The sequence below is a fragment of the Exiguobacterium acetylicum genome (assembly GCF_019890935.1).
Lineage (GTDB): Bacteria > Bacillota > Bacilli > Exiguobacteriales > Exiguobacteriaceae > Exiguobacterium_A > Exiguobacterium_A abrahamii.
In genome coordinates this window covers 2272251-2288420 of the sequence record NZ_CP082333.1, presented here as the reverse complement: position 1 = coordinate 2288420, position 16170 = coordinate 2272251, and the positions used below count along the sequence as shown (strand labels likewise).

The window sequence follows — 16170 nt, the reverse complement described above, 5'->3', positions numbered from 1 at the left end:
AATCGGCTCGGAGGCTACTTGTACGCCTTTCCGAGTCTTTTTGTTTAGGAGGAATTCGAATGAAGAAAAAACAATATCCACTTTTACCGTTACGCGGTGTCGTCGCGTATCCGTTGATCGGATTGACGATTGATGTAGGGCGTCCGGTATCCTTAAAAGCCTTACTTGCATCAAAGGAACACGAAATCGATCTCGTCGTCGTCACGCAACGTGATCCAGAAGCAGAGCCGTCTGTTGACGGGTTGCATCAGGTTGGGACGCTCGTTCAAATCGCGAAGATGAGTGAACTCGGGAATGATACGGTCCGTGTCCGCGTCATCGGGAAGGAACGCGTCCGGATTGAAAACGTCGAGGAGACGGACGAGGGTTATCAAGCTGTCATCGAACCAATTGAGAAGATGGACATCAAAGGAGCGAAACAAGAAGCGCTCGTTCGTCTCATCAAAGAACAGTTTGGTCAACTCGTCTCCCGGATTAAAGGAATCGGAACCGATGAACGTCGCCGGTTCGAGACATACGAACGCCTCGATTCATTGACGGACTATATCACGTCGAAGTTACCAATCGATATTTCGAAGAAGCAGGAGTTTCTCGAACAACAGGATCCGGTCGAACGAGGATTGATGTTGCTTGATGTCATGAAACACGAATATGAAGTCGTCGAACTCGAACGTGAGATGCGTGAACGGACGAAGAAGACGATTGAACAATCGCAACGCGAGTATTACTTGCGGGAACAATTGAAGACGATTCAACAAGAACTCGGTGGCGAGTCGGCTTCTGTTGAAAGCGATGCGACGAAATACCGGGAGCAGCTTGCGATGCTTGATTTACCAGAAACGACGGTTGCGAACGTCGAGAAGGAAATCAGTCGTTTAGCGGTCGTACCGGCGACGAGTCCCGAACATGGGGTCATTCGCAACTATCTCGAATGGTTCTTCTCGTTGCCGTGGAATGAAGCAACCGATGATTTCTTGAACGTCTCGGCTGCTTCGGAACAGCTTGAAAAGGACCATTACGGTCTAGAGAAGGTCAAAGAACGGATCCTTGAGTATCTTGCCGTTCGTCAATTGACGGACTCATTACGTGGACCGATTCTCTGTCTATCTGGTCCTCCGGGAGTCGGGAAAACGTCGCTTGCCCGTTCGATTGCCACAGCACTTGAGCGGAAGTTCGTCCGTGTCTCACTTGGTGGCGTGCGCGACGAAGCTGAGATCCGTGGACATCGCCGGACGTACATCGGAGCGATGCCAGGACGGATCATTCGTGGTTTAAAACAAGCAGGAACGAACAACCCGGTCTTCCTGCTCGATGAGATCGATAAGATGTCAAATGACTTCCGTGGTGACCCGTCGTCCGCGATGCTTGAAGTTCTTGATCCAGAACAAAACAACAGCTTTTCTGATCACTATATCGAAGAACCGTTCGATTTATCGAATGTTCTGTTCATCGCGACAGCGAACGATGTCTCGAACATCCCCGGACCGTTGCTCGATCGGATGGAACTGATTCAAATCGGTGGCTATACGGAACAAGAGAAAACGGAAATTGCCGTTCGTCATCTCTTATCGAAGCAACTGGCTGAACATGGTCTGAAAAAGAGTCAATTGACAGTCAAAGCAGACGCGCTAGAAGAAGTCGTCCGTCGTTATACACGAGAAGCCGGTGTCCGGAATCTCGAACGTGTCCTCGGCTCACTTTGCCGGAAAGCAGCGAAACAAATCGCGATGGGTGAGAAGAAACGGGTGACGGTGACAAAACGTAATCTGGACGATTTCCTAGGCAAACCGATCTACCGCTATGGTCAAGGCGAGCTCGAAGATATGATTGGCGCGGTGACTGGTTTAGCGTATACTGCTTTTGGGGGCGATACGTTGACGATCGAAGTCAGCCTTGCTCCGGGTAAAGGGAAATTGCAGTTAACCGGGAAACTCGGTGATGTTATGCAAGAGTCGGCTCAGACCGCGTACAGCTTCGTCCGAGCGAATGCGACGTCCCTTGGCATCGAACCGAACTTCTACGAAACGCAAGACATCCACATCCACGTTCCTGAAGGTGCCGTACCAAAAGATGGTCCATCTGCTGGGATCACACTCGCGACAGCATTGATTTCCGCTTTAACAAAACGGCCGGTTCGCCGGGATGTCGGAATGACGGGTGAAATCACGTTGCGTGGACGTGTCTTACCAATCGGTGGACTAAAGGAGAAGTCACTCGCAGCACATCGTGCGGGCCTGACGACCGTTCTGCTGCCGCAAGACAATACGCGGGACATTGATGATATCCCGGAAAGCGTCCGCGCAGGAATGGAATTCATTCCAGTCGCGACGATGGAGCAAGTGCTCGAACATGCATTAAAAGGAGAGTAACATGAAAATTTATAAAGCTGATTTTATTACGAGTGGCGTCAATCCGGAACATTATCCGGAGCCATTGTTGCCAGAAGTGGCACTCGCAGGGCGATCGAACGTCGGAAAGTCCTCTTTCATCAATAAACTGGTCCAGCGTAAAGCACTCGCGCGGACATCTTCGAAACCAGGTAAAACGCAAACCTTGAACTTCTTCAACATCAATGATGAAGTCATGTTCGTCGATGTACCGGGTTACGGATATGCGAAAGTCTCGAAGACAGAGCGTGAAGCGTGGGGCAAGATGATGGAGAAGTACTTCACACAACGTGAAATCCTCAAAGGTGTCGTACAGCTCGTCGACATCCGACACGATCCGTCTGCGGATGATGTGACGATGTATGATTTCTTGAAGTATTACGATCTACCGGTCATCGTCGTCGCGACAAAACTCGATAAGATCAAGAAGAGTCAACGTGATAAACATATCGCGGCAATCAAGCGTAAGTTGCAATTTGACGGTCAAGATACCTTGATTCCTTTCTCATCTGAGACAGGAGAAGGCGTCGATGCGGCATGGGAAGCGATTTATCGTCTACTGTAAAATAACGAAACGTTCTGTTCTCCGACAATAGGAGAACGGGACGTTTTTTTGTTAGGGGTAAAGTAATCTAAAAGTAGCATCTAATCATTTCCTTCCATCATATTTGATTTCCAATATATGAACATCATTTGATTCACGTTACAATGATAGGAACAAATTGTTCTAGTGGGAGGCTATGCCAATATGAGGCGTTATAAATGGACGTTCGCAATCGTCGTCTTACTCATTCTGACACCATTTGCCATTTGGTTCTTGAAACAGGAAAAGACATTAAACATTGCACTATTTGATTACACGAACGGAACGGAGGAGCGAGAGCATGCCGGAACGACGTGGTTATTGAATCACTTAAAGATCCGAAATACGCAAGGGCAGGATTATGCATATTCGGACTACATCAACCGTTACGACGGTACACAAGGTGAAAAAATGTTACAACAAGCCTCTAAAGCAGATGTGCTGTTGTTTACGGATACGTATGGAAGGTCATATGACGTCAACGGAAAAAAAGAACATCGTGGTGGCTTGACGACGGAAGACGTCGAGCTCGCGACCGAAGCCATTTCGCAAGGGAAAACGGTCGTGGCGGAGTTCAATACGGCGGCAAGTCCGACGTCAGTCGAACGTTCCAATGCGTTCCGCCAATTATTCGGAACCGCTTGGACAGGATGGATTGGTCGTTTTTTCCCGGATTTAACAAAATTGCAAGGTCTTGAGAAGAACGTCGTAGCTCAATTAAAAGCGCAGGCGAAAGAAAAAGAGTTCAAACTATCTGGTCCAGGTTATGTTTTCATCAATGACTCAACGGAAAAAGCATTCTTTGTTAATGATGACACGCCACTTCTTTATAAATGGGACCAGAACAAGGGAAGTGCGAAAGACGAAGTACGCTATAACTACTGGTTCGAGATTTTAGAGCTAGATGGTGGCGAGCAACAAGCGCATTTTTCTTGGAAACCGTCAAAGCAGACCCAAGCGATGCTTCGGAAGTATCAGTTGCCGCTTGAGTTCCCAGCGTATGTCACGCAAGGAAGTGGACACTATTTTGCTGGGGACTACACCGACGTTGCGGATATCCCGCGCTACTATCGATACAGTGGTCTTGACTGGTTCCGTAAACAGTTCATCCTCGATAGTGCAGAGAGTGAATCAGCATTCTTTTGGAAGATTTATGCCCCGACCCTGACACGAATTCTAGAAGATACAAAACGTGTCTCGACGCATGCTGCGAAAGTCAAACCACTCTCTCAAACGAAAGTTGGTAATCAAGAACTACGAACACGAGCACGTGAAGGACAGGACACGCTTGAGATGTATCAAGATGGCGAATGGAAGCCGTATTTCGTCAAAGGTGTTAACGTCGGGCTCGGTCGACCGGGGGCATTTCCCGGGGAACATGCCATCAGTAGGAATGAATATGATCGTTGGCTAAAGGAAATCGGCGAGTTGGGTGTCAATACGATTCGCGTGTATACATTGCATCCTCCTGCTTTTTACGATGCATTAAAAGCGTATAACGAACGGGCGAAGCAACCGATTTATTTAATGCAAGGTATGTGGGTTGAGGAAAAACCATTTGAAGAGTTGAAGAATGCTTTTGAGCCAGACTTCTTGAAGATGACGGATACAGAAGCCAAACGAATGGTCGATGTCATTCATGGAAACGCCGTCGTCAAGGAAGTCGTCGGTCATGCTTCTGGAACATATACATCGGACGTCTCGCAATACGTTTCAGCATTCGTCTTCGGAATCGAATGGTTACCGGAAGCCGTCGTTGAGACGAATAAAAAGAACAAAGGCACACGTTTCGAAGGGAAATACGTGACGACGACAAAAGAGGCGTCCCCATTCGAATCGTGGCTTGCTGGTCGGATGGATACAGCGACAGCACACGAAATCAAAGAGTACGGCACGACTCGACCGATTGGTTCGACGAACTGGCCAACAACGGATCCGTTGAAACACCCGAAAGAAGTTGAAGAAGAGCAAGATCTCGTCTCGATCGATTTCAATCATTTGAAAGCAACGAAGGATTTCCCAGGTGGCTTGTTTGCGTCTTATCACATCTATCCGTATTATCCTTCGTTCATCAAGGAAGAATACAGTCAAAAAGCAGATAAGGGTTCTGAATCCTACGCTCGTTATTTGAAAGAAATGAAAGACTATCATGATATGCCGTTACTCGTATCAGAATTCGGAATTCCAAGTTCACGCGGGAAGACACACCTTGGACCGAATGGTTTCGATCAAGGACATGTCAGTGAAAAGAAACAAGGTGAACTCGTCGCACAGCTCTATCAAGACATCAAGGACGTCAAGACGGCTGGTGGACTCGTCTTCATCTGGCAAGATGAATGGTTCAAACGGACATGGAATACGATGGATTATGATGATGCGGATACTCGTCCACATTGGTCGAATGTCCAGACGAGTGAGCAACATTTCGGGATGCTTGGTTTCCTTCGTTCGGATATCGTCATTGACGGGAAACTGGATGACTGGAAAGGGTATGCTCCAGTTGCTGAAAATAAGGATCAAGCGATTTATATGACTTCTGACGAGGCATATCTCTACTTGCGCATCGACCGGAAGAAAGCGGAGCCGACGACACTTGCACTATCGACGAAACCGAATGACGGGAATACGAAAGTCGGTCCGTTGACGCTTGACGAAGGAGCCGAATACCGTTTGACAATTGATCAAAAAGCACGTCTTGATGTTGACACACGATATGATATCTTCCGCTACCACTATGGTCTGAAGATGCCGTTTGAGATGGTGAAACCTCCTTCTGATCAAAAAGACAGCGGCAAGTTCGTTCCAATCTATCAAATGCTCGATTATGCAAGACGAGACCCGGTGACGAAAAAAATCGTCAAACCTGCTATTAAATGGGACACGGGTGTTTTACATGAAGGAGAGCCGGATGACATCTTGACGGATATCTCAGATGTCACGAAACCAACCGTTGAACTTCGTATTCCATGGATGGTCTTGAATATGCGTGATCCAAGTAAACATGAAATCATCGGGGACTTCTGGAAAGATGGACTCGAAGCGAAGATGATCACGGAAGGAATCGAAGTCACAGGTCAAGTCGGTGAGACACGTATTCCAGAGAAGGATCGTGGTTTCTATAACTGGGCCGAGTGGACGAATCCACAACAGCGGGAAGAATTAAAACCGGTCTATCATACAATGAAAAAAGCATTCACTGAGGGAGGAAACTAAATGCGACGTGAAGAGATGTGGAAGTTGATCCACCAGTCGTTTGAAGCAACAACTCAAGATCGTGAGGTCAGTTCGACGATCGAATGGACGGAAGAGACTGTCCGCGAATCAACAGCGAATACCTTATTCGTACACACGGTCGGACAAATGCCGGAGACGATCAATGGTCTGATCGAGGAAGGGTGGTGCGTGCGGACGGACATTTCCTATGCGGATGTCGTTCTCGCAAGCAAACCCGTCATCGAGGAGCGGATTCCCGTCGTCTACTTTAATACGGAACCCTCTTTCTATGGGTTAGAGAATGCACGTGAAGTGCTACCGGCGACGTTGTCGCGAGAACTTGTTCTCGATCGTCTTGCGCGTTATAAGAAGATCCATCATATCGCAGACGTCATCGTCGTAACGGAAGATCCGCATATCCGTCGGATGATGGAACGGGAACTGACGGACCGCTTCGAACGCTTCGTGACGTTCGAGCGAGCGGAGACGTTTCTTGATGAGTATGTGGCATCCCGTCCGTACCTACTCGTGTTTACGTCCGCATTGCCGCGAGCGGATGGACTGGAACTGTTGCTGCGAGCGAAACAACAGAGTGTCGCACCATTCCAATCGATGATGATCTCGATGTATAACCGCGAACGTGATCATGTCCTAGCGATTGATCGTGGTGTTGATTACATCATGACGCTTCCACTGAAAATCGAAGAGTTCCGTGCGTGGATTCGCAAAGTCGAGGACGGCCGATGATGCAGGCGATTCTAGTATTCATCGTCGTACTCATCTTCTTACAAGGTGGAGCATTGATCTATCTTGTCGTTCAAAAACGAAAACGCGCCAATCGTGAGCATGCGCGTCGCGATTGGCAGCTTGCCTTTCGAGATGACATTTATGACTATGCGACAAGTGAACGTCAAGATATGCCAGCGATTCAAAAAGGAAACGAAGATTTAGCGGAGCTTGAATTGTTCGCGTTGTCTAACTTGACGGCAACACCGGTTCATCTTGAACGTATACAAGCTTTCGTCGCTGCGAATATGCAAGCGTATTATGAGCAACAATTGAAGCAGCGGCGGATCGACCGCCGCTTGAACGCCTATGAAGCCGTTTCACAATTCCGTTTGGTTGCAGTCGCACCAATGATTCATGCGCGTTGGGGGAAGGCAATTGAAAAAGAGGAGAGCGATGTCATCGTCCGGACACTTGTCTCCTTATCCCCGCAAGATGCGATTGCGATTGCTAAACAAGAAAATGAGATTAGCTTCTTTGGCGCTATCCTTGCTGTCGGTCGTAGTCAAGATTTGACAGAATGGGTGACTGCTTTTGAAGAATTGACGTTATCGTTTAAGTTAGCGATTCTACAGCTGATCTTTGATCGAGATGAGACCCGTTATATCGCACTCGTCCGTGACAAGACAACGGATGAAAATCCGGAAATTCGAAAACGTGCCCTTCGCGCGCTTACTCGGATTGGACTTGAGGAAGACTGGAAATTGTATGTCCCTTACTTGGAAGAAGAATCAAGTTGGGTCGAGCAGATGCTTGCCCTTCGTTTCTTAGAGCACGTCGTTCCAGACGATGCGATATCAGCGATCCTGCCGTTCGTCGGTAGTCGCTCTTGGTGGGTTCGGACGGCAGCCTTTGATGCACTACTTGCTTGTGGTGGAATCGAACAGTTGGCGAAGGTATCAAGTACACATCCCGACCGCTATGCGCGTCAAAAAGCTACAGAACGGTTGGCAAAGGAGATGAAGCATCATGTCGTCTGAGACAATCCAAGCCATTATTGAAGTCCTTTCCTGGACCGTATTGATTTATATGTTACTCGTCATCGTATTCTATTCGACGCTTTATTTGATTTCTGCTCAGATGGTGCGTCGGCAACGTTTCCGCCGGAAAGAAAGTTCTTATTTACCGTTGATGCGGTCTCTCTATACACGACCGGTCAGTATCCTTGTTCCGGCCTATAATGAAGAATATACGATTGTCTCAAGTGTCCAGGCCTTGCTAGCGCTTGACTATCCGGAGCATGAGGTACTCGTCATTAACGATGGTTCAAAGGACGGAACGATGGATGAACTGTTTCGTGCGTATGAGTTAGAGAAAGAAATCCAGTATCCACGTATCTTGATCGGTTCAAAACCAATCAAGCAGGTCTATCGATCCCGGATTGACAGTCGTTTGATCGTCATCGATAAAGAGAATGGTGGAAAGGCAGATGCCCTGAATGCCGGTATCGACCACTCGAGTTATCCGTATTTCTGTTCACTCGACGCGGATTCGATTTTAGAGCGTGATGCGTTGTTGAAAGTCATGAAGCCAATTGTCGAGTCAGATGAAGAAGTCGTCGCGACATGTGGTTCGATCTTCCTCGTTAACGGTTGTACGATTGAAGGCGGCGAAATCGTCGAGATTCGGACACCGAAACAACGAATCGTCCTGATGCAGATGATTGAATATTTCCGAGCATTCTTGTTCGGTCGCCTTGGTCTTAGCCGCTTCAACATCTTGTTGATCGTCTCCGGTGCCTTCGGATTGTTCCAAAAGAGTATCGTCGTTAAGGCGGGGGGATATAAAGAGGGGCTTGTCGGTGAGGACATGGAGCTTGTCGTCCGTTTGCATCGGTACATGAAGGAAAATAAACTCGATAAACGCATCGAGTATGTTCCAGCACCAGTTTGTTGGACACAAGCTCCAGAATCGATGGAAGTGTTACGTTCACAGCGAACACGTTGGCATCGTGGTCTTGCTGAGACACTCTGGACCCATAAACGGATGATTGGCAATCCGAAATATGGTTCTGTTGGTAGCGTCTCGATGTTGTATTTCTTTTTGATTGAACTACTCGGACCAATCGTCGAACTGATCGGTTATTTCATCATTCCGCTCAACTTGCTCGTCGGTACACTTAACTTTGAATTTGGGATCGTCTTGCTGGTTGTCGCTTTACTCTATGGTTCCCTATTGTCAGCAGGTGCCGTATTATTGGAAGAGTGGACGATGCACCGATTCAAGAACGTCAAAGAATTGATTCGGTTGTATCTATGGTCCTTAACCGAGTCGTTCTGGTACCGTCCGATTCTCGTCTTCTTCAAGCTAGGAGGATTGATTCAATTCTTGACTGGTCGAGGACACTGGGGGCAGATGGAGCGCCAACGTCTCGAAGACGTCACCGAGGAAAAAGTCGGCTGACGAATAGGTATGAGGGGGATAAGTTAGGTGGAGTTGTTACGAAACAAGTGGTTTAAAGCATTAATCTGGATATTAGTGATTTTTCTCGTCATCTGGGTTGGAACGAAAATTTCATTTTTATTCCAGCCGATTCGTGTCATGTTGGCCTTGATCTTCCCGCCATTGATCATCGCAGGGATCTTCTATTATTTTACGCTTGGCATCGTGGACGCACTACAAAAACGGGTTAAGAAGCGTGGTCTTGCCGTCTTGATCGTCTTGCTTAGTTTCATTACGATCCTGACGATTGCGGTTGCATCCATCGGACCGATCTTAGTCGAGCAGGTGACGGATTTTGCGACAAGCATTCCGACACTCGTCGTTGAATTGCGCGATCAGACGTTAAATTTACGCGATCAATTGATGAACAATCGTTTCATCTCGACATGGGTTCACGAGAATACGGACTTGTTTGACAAATGGACGAATGAAGCAACGTCGTATATCGGTACAGTCTTTAAGTCTGTCTCGACGTCTGTCGGAACGATTTTTGGTGTCATCTCTTCGACTGTCTTAATCATCGTCTTAGTGCCGTTCATCTTAGTTTATATGTTGCTTGACGGCTATAAGTTTCCGGATTCCGTCGTCAAGCTGTTGCCGAAAAGCTATGAAACAGAAACGCGTAAAATCTTGCACGACATGCATGTGACAGTGAAGCATTATGTCAATGGACAAGTCATCGTCTCGATCTGTGTCGGTCTCATGTCATTGATTGGCTTCTTCATCTCAGATATTCAATATGCGTTACTGCTTGCCTTATTCTGTATGGTCACGAACATCATTCCGTATCTTGGTCCCTACATCGGTGCCGTTCCGGCAGTCATCGTCGGGTTCATCGATGATCCGATCAAAGCCGTCTATGCGATCATCACGATCGTCGTCGCGCAGCAAATCGAGTCGAACTTGATTTCTCCTTATGTCCAAGGAAAGACACTCAAGGTTCATCCGCTGACGATCATCATCGTCTTGCTCGTTGCTGGGAAAATCGGTGGGATCATTGGTGTCATCCTAGCAGTTCCGACCTATGCGGTCACAAAAGTCGTTGTTCAAAATATCGCTCGGATCTATCGTTTACGTCAGCAACGTCTCGACGTACCGGACGTGACAGTACCACCTGAATCCTTGAAGTAAAGTGTAACCCTCTGACCTTTTTAGGAGCAGAGGGTTTGTGATTTTCATGAGAGAGGGATAAGGTAGAAGAAGAGAAAAAATGAAGAAGATTTCACAACTTCGACTCATTTTAGTTTATAAATTGATTGGAATCTTTTTTATAATGGTTATAATGTAGGATAGAGAACGAAAAGATAGATCGGAACGAAATCTTTGGACGTAAGGGGTAGAGCGCATGCATATCGTAGTGGTCGGCTTGAATAACAAAACAGCGCCTGTATCAATACGCGAACAAGTCTCATTTGGGGAGCATGAGATGAAGGGAGCGGTCGTCGCATTGCGCGATGAAAAAAGTATTTTTGAAAGTGTCATCGTCTCGACATGTAACCGGACGGAACTGTACGTCGTGACGGATCAGCCACATACAGGACGGTATTATACGAAACGTTTCCTTGCAAACTGGTTCGGATTGACGATGGAGGAACTTGAGCCGTATCTCTTCATCCATGAAGGATTCGATGCGATGAAGCATCTGTTCCGCGTGACGAGTGGACTTGATTCGATGATCGTCGGTGAAACGCAGATTCTTGGTCAAGTCAAGACAAGCTTCTTCATGGCGCAGAAGCTTGAAACGACAGGAACGGTCTTCAATAAACTCTTCAAAGAAGCGGTCACGCTCGCCAAACGGGCTCACGCAGAAACTGGAATCGGTGAAAATGCCGTTTCTGTCAGTGCTGCTGCTGTCACGCTTGCCGAACAGTTACTCGGATCGCTTGAAGATAAATCAATCGTCGTCATCGGTGCGGGAGAAACTGGCGAATTGACGACGCTTAACCTATATGAAGCAGGGGCACGCGATATCACGGTCTTTAACCGGACGTTAGCTAAAGCAGAAGAGGTCGCGAATCGGTTCGAAGGATCGGCACATTCGATTAACGAGATGCAGTGCGGTTTGCTTCGGGCAGACATCGTCATCTCTTCAACGGGTGCCAAACGGGCCATCATCAAACGGGAAGACATCGCGGCAGCACAGCTGTTCCGTCACGATCGTCCATTCCTCTTGATCGACATCGCCGTACCACGCGATATTGAACCGACCGTCGGTGACTTGCCAGGTGTTCATTTGTACGATGTCGATGATTTGACATCGATCGTCCAACAAAACATGGCGGAACGGATGAAGGAAGCAGCGAAGATCGAACAACGGATTGAAGCAGCAATCGCTGAGTTCGAAGGTTGGATGACGACACTTGGTGTCGTACCGATCATCACGGAATTACGAGACCAGGCGTTACGCATTCAACAAGAAACGATGCAAAGCTTGGAACGGAAGTTACCGGATATGTCGAAACGTGAAAAAACCGTCATTGGCAAACACATGAAATCGATCATCAACCAGTTGTTGCGTGAACCGTTGTCTTACATCAAAGATGCGGCAGCGAAGCCAGATGCCGACGAGCGGATTGCGCAGTTCATGGATACGTTTGCATTAAACGAAGACTTGTTCGAAGGGCTCGAAGATGACGTCATGACATCAGAAGAGACGACACCTTCCGCAAAAGCTGTGAACCGGTGAACAAAGCACGATTTGTGTTACAATAGAAAATGCATGGGGCGGACTTGTGCCGCCCCTTTATCATTGTACAGGGGGATTTTAGCATGCGAAAAATCATTGTTGGATCGCGAAGCTCGAAGCTAGCGATGACACAGACGAAATGGGTCATTGACCAGTTGAAACAAGCCGGCGCGCCGTATGAGTTCGAAATCAAGAACATCATCACAAAAGGGGACCGCATTTTGGATGTGACGCTCTCGAAAGTCGGCGGTAAAGGATTATTCGTAAAAGAGATCGAGCAACAGATGATTGACGAAGAAATCGATTTTGCCGTTCACAGCATGAAGGATCTACCTTCTGAATTACCGGACGGTCTCATCATCGGTGCAACACCAGCGCGTGTCGATGCGCGTGATGCCTTGATCACGAAAACAGGCGAAGGTCTTGCTTCCTTGCCAGAAGGTGCAGTTGTCGGCACGAGTAGCTTACGTCGTGGGTCGCAATTGCTAAAACTCCGCCCTGATTTAAAAATCGAATCGATTCGCGGAAACATCGACACACGACTCGATAAATTAAAGAATGGTCCGTTTGACGGGATTTTGCTCGCAGCAGCTGGTCTACAACGGATGGGTTGGTCTGAAGACGTCGTCTCGGAATATCTCTCGACAGATGACATGATTCCAGCCGTCGGTCAAGGAATCCTCGGTATTGAATGTCGCGAACATGACCAAGAAGTACGTGACCTTCTGCACCTGATCCATGATCAGATGACGGAAAAAGTAGCTTACGCCGAGCGCGCATTCTTAGCGGCGATCGAAGGTAGCTGTCACGTTCCGGTCGGTGGATTCGCAACGATCAACGAAGACATGTCAACGACACTTGTCGGATTCATTGGATCCGTCGATGGAGAGCAAATCCTACTCGAGCGCGAATCAGGTCTTGACCCGATGCAACTCGGTCAAGATGTTGCCGAACGTCTGCTTGCTTCGGGCGGTCGCGAGATTCTCGCGACACTTCCGGATGACTTGTAAGCAGGTACTCTTCACGGGCAGCCGACCACCGACGAACGAGCAGATCGCGCGATTGCGCGCCGTTTCGATCGAGTCAGTGCACTATCCTGTCATTGAAACGCGATCGGTTTCGTTTACATTGCCGAAGGGAATTGATTGGCTTATCGTGACGAGTCCGAATGGTGTCCACCGGATTGCTGATGCGTTGCCTGAATTAGCAGCAACGCGTATCGCGGTCGTCGGACGAAAGACGGCAGACGCACTTGCGAAGTACGGTCGAACAGCCGACTTCTGTCCGTCGACCTTTACAGGAGACGCACTCGTCGCAGAACTCGGACCACACTTGTCTGACGGCGATCATATCGTTTTTGCGCGAGGGAACCGATCGCGGCAAGCGCCGGTCGATCAGTTACGAAAACTGAATCGATATACGATCGAAGATATCATCACCTATGAAACCGTTACTCGTCGGCTACCTGAAGCACTTGTCAGAACAGCCACCTATATTGGACTGCAGAGTCCTTCCGCTGTCGAAGCGATTGCTCCACTATCCCCGCAGACGACGTTCATCGTCATCGGGACGATTACGGAGCAAGCAGCAAAAGCAGCCGGACTTCAACCGATCCATGTCGCCCGTGAATTCACGGTGGACGGCATGATTGATCGTATCATTGAGGAGGAATCAGCATGAATACTTTAGAATACGCACGTCACCGGCGTTTACGTCAGACCGCATCACTCCGGTCACTCGTTCGCGAGAACCAGTTGCATAAATCAGATTTGATTTATCCGATTTTCGTCGCTGAAGGCGAAGACATTAAACGCGAAGTCAGTTCGATGCCTGGCGTCTTCAACTTATCACTCGATCATCTGACGGCTGAGATTGAAGAAGTCGTCGCACTCGGAATCGAATCTGTCATTTTATTCGGTGTCCCGCACGACCACTTGAAAGACGAGCAAGGATCAGGTGCGTTTCACGATCACGGGATCGTTCAAGAAGCGACACGTCTCGTCAAGAAGGTTGCTCCGCAGCTAACGGTCATCGCCGACACATGCTTATGTGAATATACGTCGACAGGTCACTGTGGGATTGTCGCCGACGGTACGGTCGATAATGATGCGTCATTACCGCTTCACGTCAAGACAGCGATCTCACAAGCCCGAGCAGGTGCCGACGTCATCGCGCCATCATCGATGATGGACGGATTCGTCGCAGCCATTCGTCAAGGATTAGACGAGAACGGCTTCAGCCATATTCCAGTCATGAGCTATGGTGTTAAATATGCGTCTGCTTATTACGGTCCGTTCCGTGATGCAGCGAACTCGGCACCGGGAGAAGGCGACCGGAAAGGTTATCAAATGGATCCAGCAAACCGTCGCGAAGCGTTCCGCGAAGCAACAGCGGACGTCGATCAAGGAGCTGACTTCATGATCGTCAAACCTGCGCTTGCGTTCATGGATATCATTCGGGATGTGCGCGAGCGAATTGATCTGCCGATCGTCGCGTATAACGTATCGGGTGAGTATGCGATGGTCAAAGCCGCTGCCTTGAACGGCTGGATCGACGAAGAACGAATCGTCCTTGAGACGATGCTTGGCTTTAAACGAGCAGGCGCTGATTTAATCATCACCTATTTCGCAAAAGACATTTGTCGTTACCTGGAGGGGTCGAAATGAGCTTAATTAACCAGAACTCAAAATCAAAAGAAGCATTCGAGCGGGCACTCCCGCTCATGCCGGGTGGTGTCAACAGCCCGGTCCGTGCTTATAAATCGGTCGGGATGACACCGATTTTCGCAGATCATGCGAAAGGATCGAAGCTCTATGACATCGACGGAAAAGAGTATATCGATTACGTCTTGTCATGGGGACCAATGATTCTTGGTCATGCCGATCCAATCGTCACGTCAGCGATCCAAGAACAAGCGACACGTGGCTGGAGCTACGGGACACCAACGGAAATCGAATCAGCGATGGCGGAAGTCGTCATCAGTCGTGTGCCGTCAGTCGAAGTCGTCCGGATGGTCAACTCAGGAACAGAAGCGACGATGGCAGCGCTTCGTCTCGCGCGTGGTTACACAGGTCGGACGAAAATCCTCAAGTTCGAAGGCTGTTACCATGGTCACGGCGACTCGCTCTTGATCAAAGCAGGTTCAGGTGTCGCGACACTCGGATTACCAGATTCACCAGGCGTTCCGGCGCAAATCGCGAGCATGACGCTGACGGTTCCATATAACGATTTGGACGCTGTCCGGATCGCGTTCGAAAAACACGGCGACGATATCGCTGGTGTCATCGTCGAACCGGCTGCTGGGAACATGGGCTTCGTGCCACCAGAACCGGGCTTCCTCGAAGGCCTACGGGAGATCACGTCGGAAAACGGCGCCTTATTGATCTTTGACGAAGTCATGACCGGTTTCCGTGTCGGATTCCACTGTGCCCAAGGACATTTCGGTGTCACACCGGACATCACGTGTCTCGGTAAAGTCATCGGTGGCGGCATGCCAGTCGGTGCTTACGGTGGACGTCGTGACATCATGGAGCAGATCGCACCACAAGGTCCAATCTATCAAGCGGGTACGTTATCCGGAAACCCACTCGCGATGGCAGCAGGTCTAGCGACATTGACACAATTGAAACCAGAACACTATCAAGAGTTCGACCGGAAAGCGAGCCGTTTGTCGGAAGGCTACCTGAACGCTGCAGCGAAATACAACATTCCGCTGACGACGAACCGTGCAGGCGCGATGTTCGGTGTCTTCTTCACGGATGAACGTGTCACGAACTTCGAAAAAGCGAAAACGTCGAACCTTGAGATGTTCCGTTCGTATTATCAAAAGATGGCGGCGCGTGGTGTCTTCTTACCACCGTCACAATTCGAAGGTCTCTTCCTGTCGATCGCCCATACGGATGAAGACATCGAGCGGACGATCGAAGCCGTCGAATTGACGTTCAAGGAACTCCAAGTTGAATTTGGTCGTTAAGCAGTTCTTGACGATTACTTGAACTCTCGGCTAAAATGAGTAAAGAAGAAAATGGCAACAGCGATGACGGGAAGAGTAGTCCTGTATTCGTACCGGTGTA

General features: G+C 48.7%; 12 protein-coding genes and 1 other annotated feature (1 of these 13 cut by a window edge). All 12 genes read left to right on the top strand.

Annotated features, from left to right (window positions below; genetic code table 11):
• Positions 1-59: 59 nt before the first annotated feature.
• The 12 genes from lon to hemL all read left to right on the top strand — a co-directional run bounded on the left by lon (position 60) and on the right by hemL (position 16070).
• Positions 60-2369 (top strand): endopeptidase La, encoded by a 2310-nt coding sequence (lon, locus tag K7G97_RS11945; RefSeq protein ID WP_023468976.1) that lies wholly within the window; start codon positions 60-62, stop codon positions 2367-2369.
• Between the two features lies 1 nt (position 2370).
• Entirely contained in the window at positions 2371-2952 is a 582-nt protein-coding gene (gene yihA / locus K7G97_RS11940; protein WP_023468975.1) for a ribosome biogenesis GTP-binding protein YihA/YsxC, read from the top strand.
• A gap of 183 nt (positions 2953-3135) precedes the next feature.
• Positions 3136-6183 carry a hypothetical protein gene (locus K7G97_RS11935; protein WP_262415748.1) on the top strand — a complete coding sequence of 1016 codons (3048 nt, stop codon included), beginning with the start codon at positions 3136-3138 and terminating at the stop codon, positions 6181-6183.
• Positions 6184-6930, top strand: coding sequence for a response regulator (locus K7G97_RS11930; RefSeq protein WP_223040659.1), 747 nt, complete (start codon positions 6184-6186; stop codon positions 6928-6930).
• Positions 6930-7949 (top strand): HEAT repeat domain-containing protein, encoded by a 1020-nt coding sequence (locus K7G97_RS11925; protein ID WP_223040658.1) that lies wholly within the window; start codon positions 6930-6932, stop codon positions 7947-7949. The genes K7G97_RS11930 and K7G97_RS11925 overlap by 1 nt, the downstream gene beginning before the upstream one ends.
• Positions 7939-9372 carry a glycosyltransferase family 2 protein gene (locus K7G97_RS11920; protein WP_195864648.1) on the top strand — a complete coding sequence of 478 codons (1434 nt, stop codon included), beginning with the start codon at positions 7939-7941 and terminating at the stop codon, positions 9370-9372. Before K7G97_RS11925 ends, K7G97_RS11920 begins: the two co-directional genes overlap by 11 nt.
• 27 nt (positions 9373-9399) lie before the next feature.
• Positions 9400-10542 (top strand): AI-2E family transporter, encoded by a 1143-nt coding sequence (locus K7G97_RS11915; protein ID WP_223040657.1) that lies wholly within the window; start codon positions 9400-9402, stop codon positions 10540-10542.
• A 214-nt stretch (positions 10543-10756) separates the two neighbouring features.
• Positions 10757-12097: a glutamyl-tRNA reductase gene (gene hemA / locus K7G97_RS11910; protein WP_035396598.1), complete on the top strand. Its 1341-nt coding sequence runs from the start codon at positions 10757-10759 to the stop codon at positions 12095-12097.
• 83 nt (positions 12098-12180) lie between these two features.
• On the top strand, positions 12181-13107 hold the full coding sequence (gene hemC, locus K7G97_RS11905; protein WP_023468972.1) for a hydroxymethylbilane synthase: 927 nt from the start codon (positions 12181-12183) through the stop codon (positions 13105-13107).
• Positions 13097-13777 (top strand): uroporphyrinogen-III synthase, encoded by a 681-nt coding sequence (locus K7G97_RS11900; RefSeq protein ID WP_223040656.1) that lies wholly within the window; start codon positions 13097-13099, stop codon positions 13775-13777. Before hemC ends, K7G97_RS11900 begins: the two co-directional genes overlap by 11 nt.
• On the top strand, positions 13774-14763 hold the full coding sequence (gene hemB / locus K7G97_RS11895) for a porphobilinogen synthase (protein WP_223040655.1): 990 nt from the start codon (positions 13774-13776) through the stop codon (positions 14761-14763). Before K7G97_RS11900 ends, hemB begins: the two co-directional genes overlap by 4 nt.
• Positions 14760-16070 (top strand): glutamate-1-semialdehyde 2,1-aminomutase, encoded by a 1311-nt coding sequence (gene hemL / locus K7G97_RS11890; RefSeq protein ID WP_223040654.1) that lies wholly within the window; start codon positions 14760-14762, stop codon positions 16068-16070. The genes hemB and hemL overlap by 4 nt, the downstream gene beginning before the upstream one ends.
• 54 nt (positions 16071-16124) lie before the next feature.
• Positions 16125-16170, top strand: a binding site (T-box leader) (it continues 184 nt past the right edge of the window).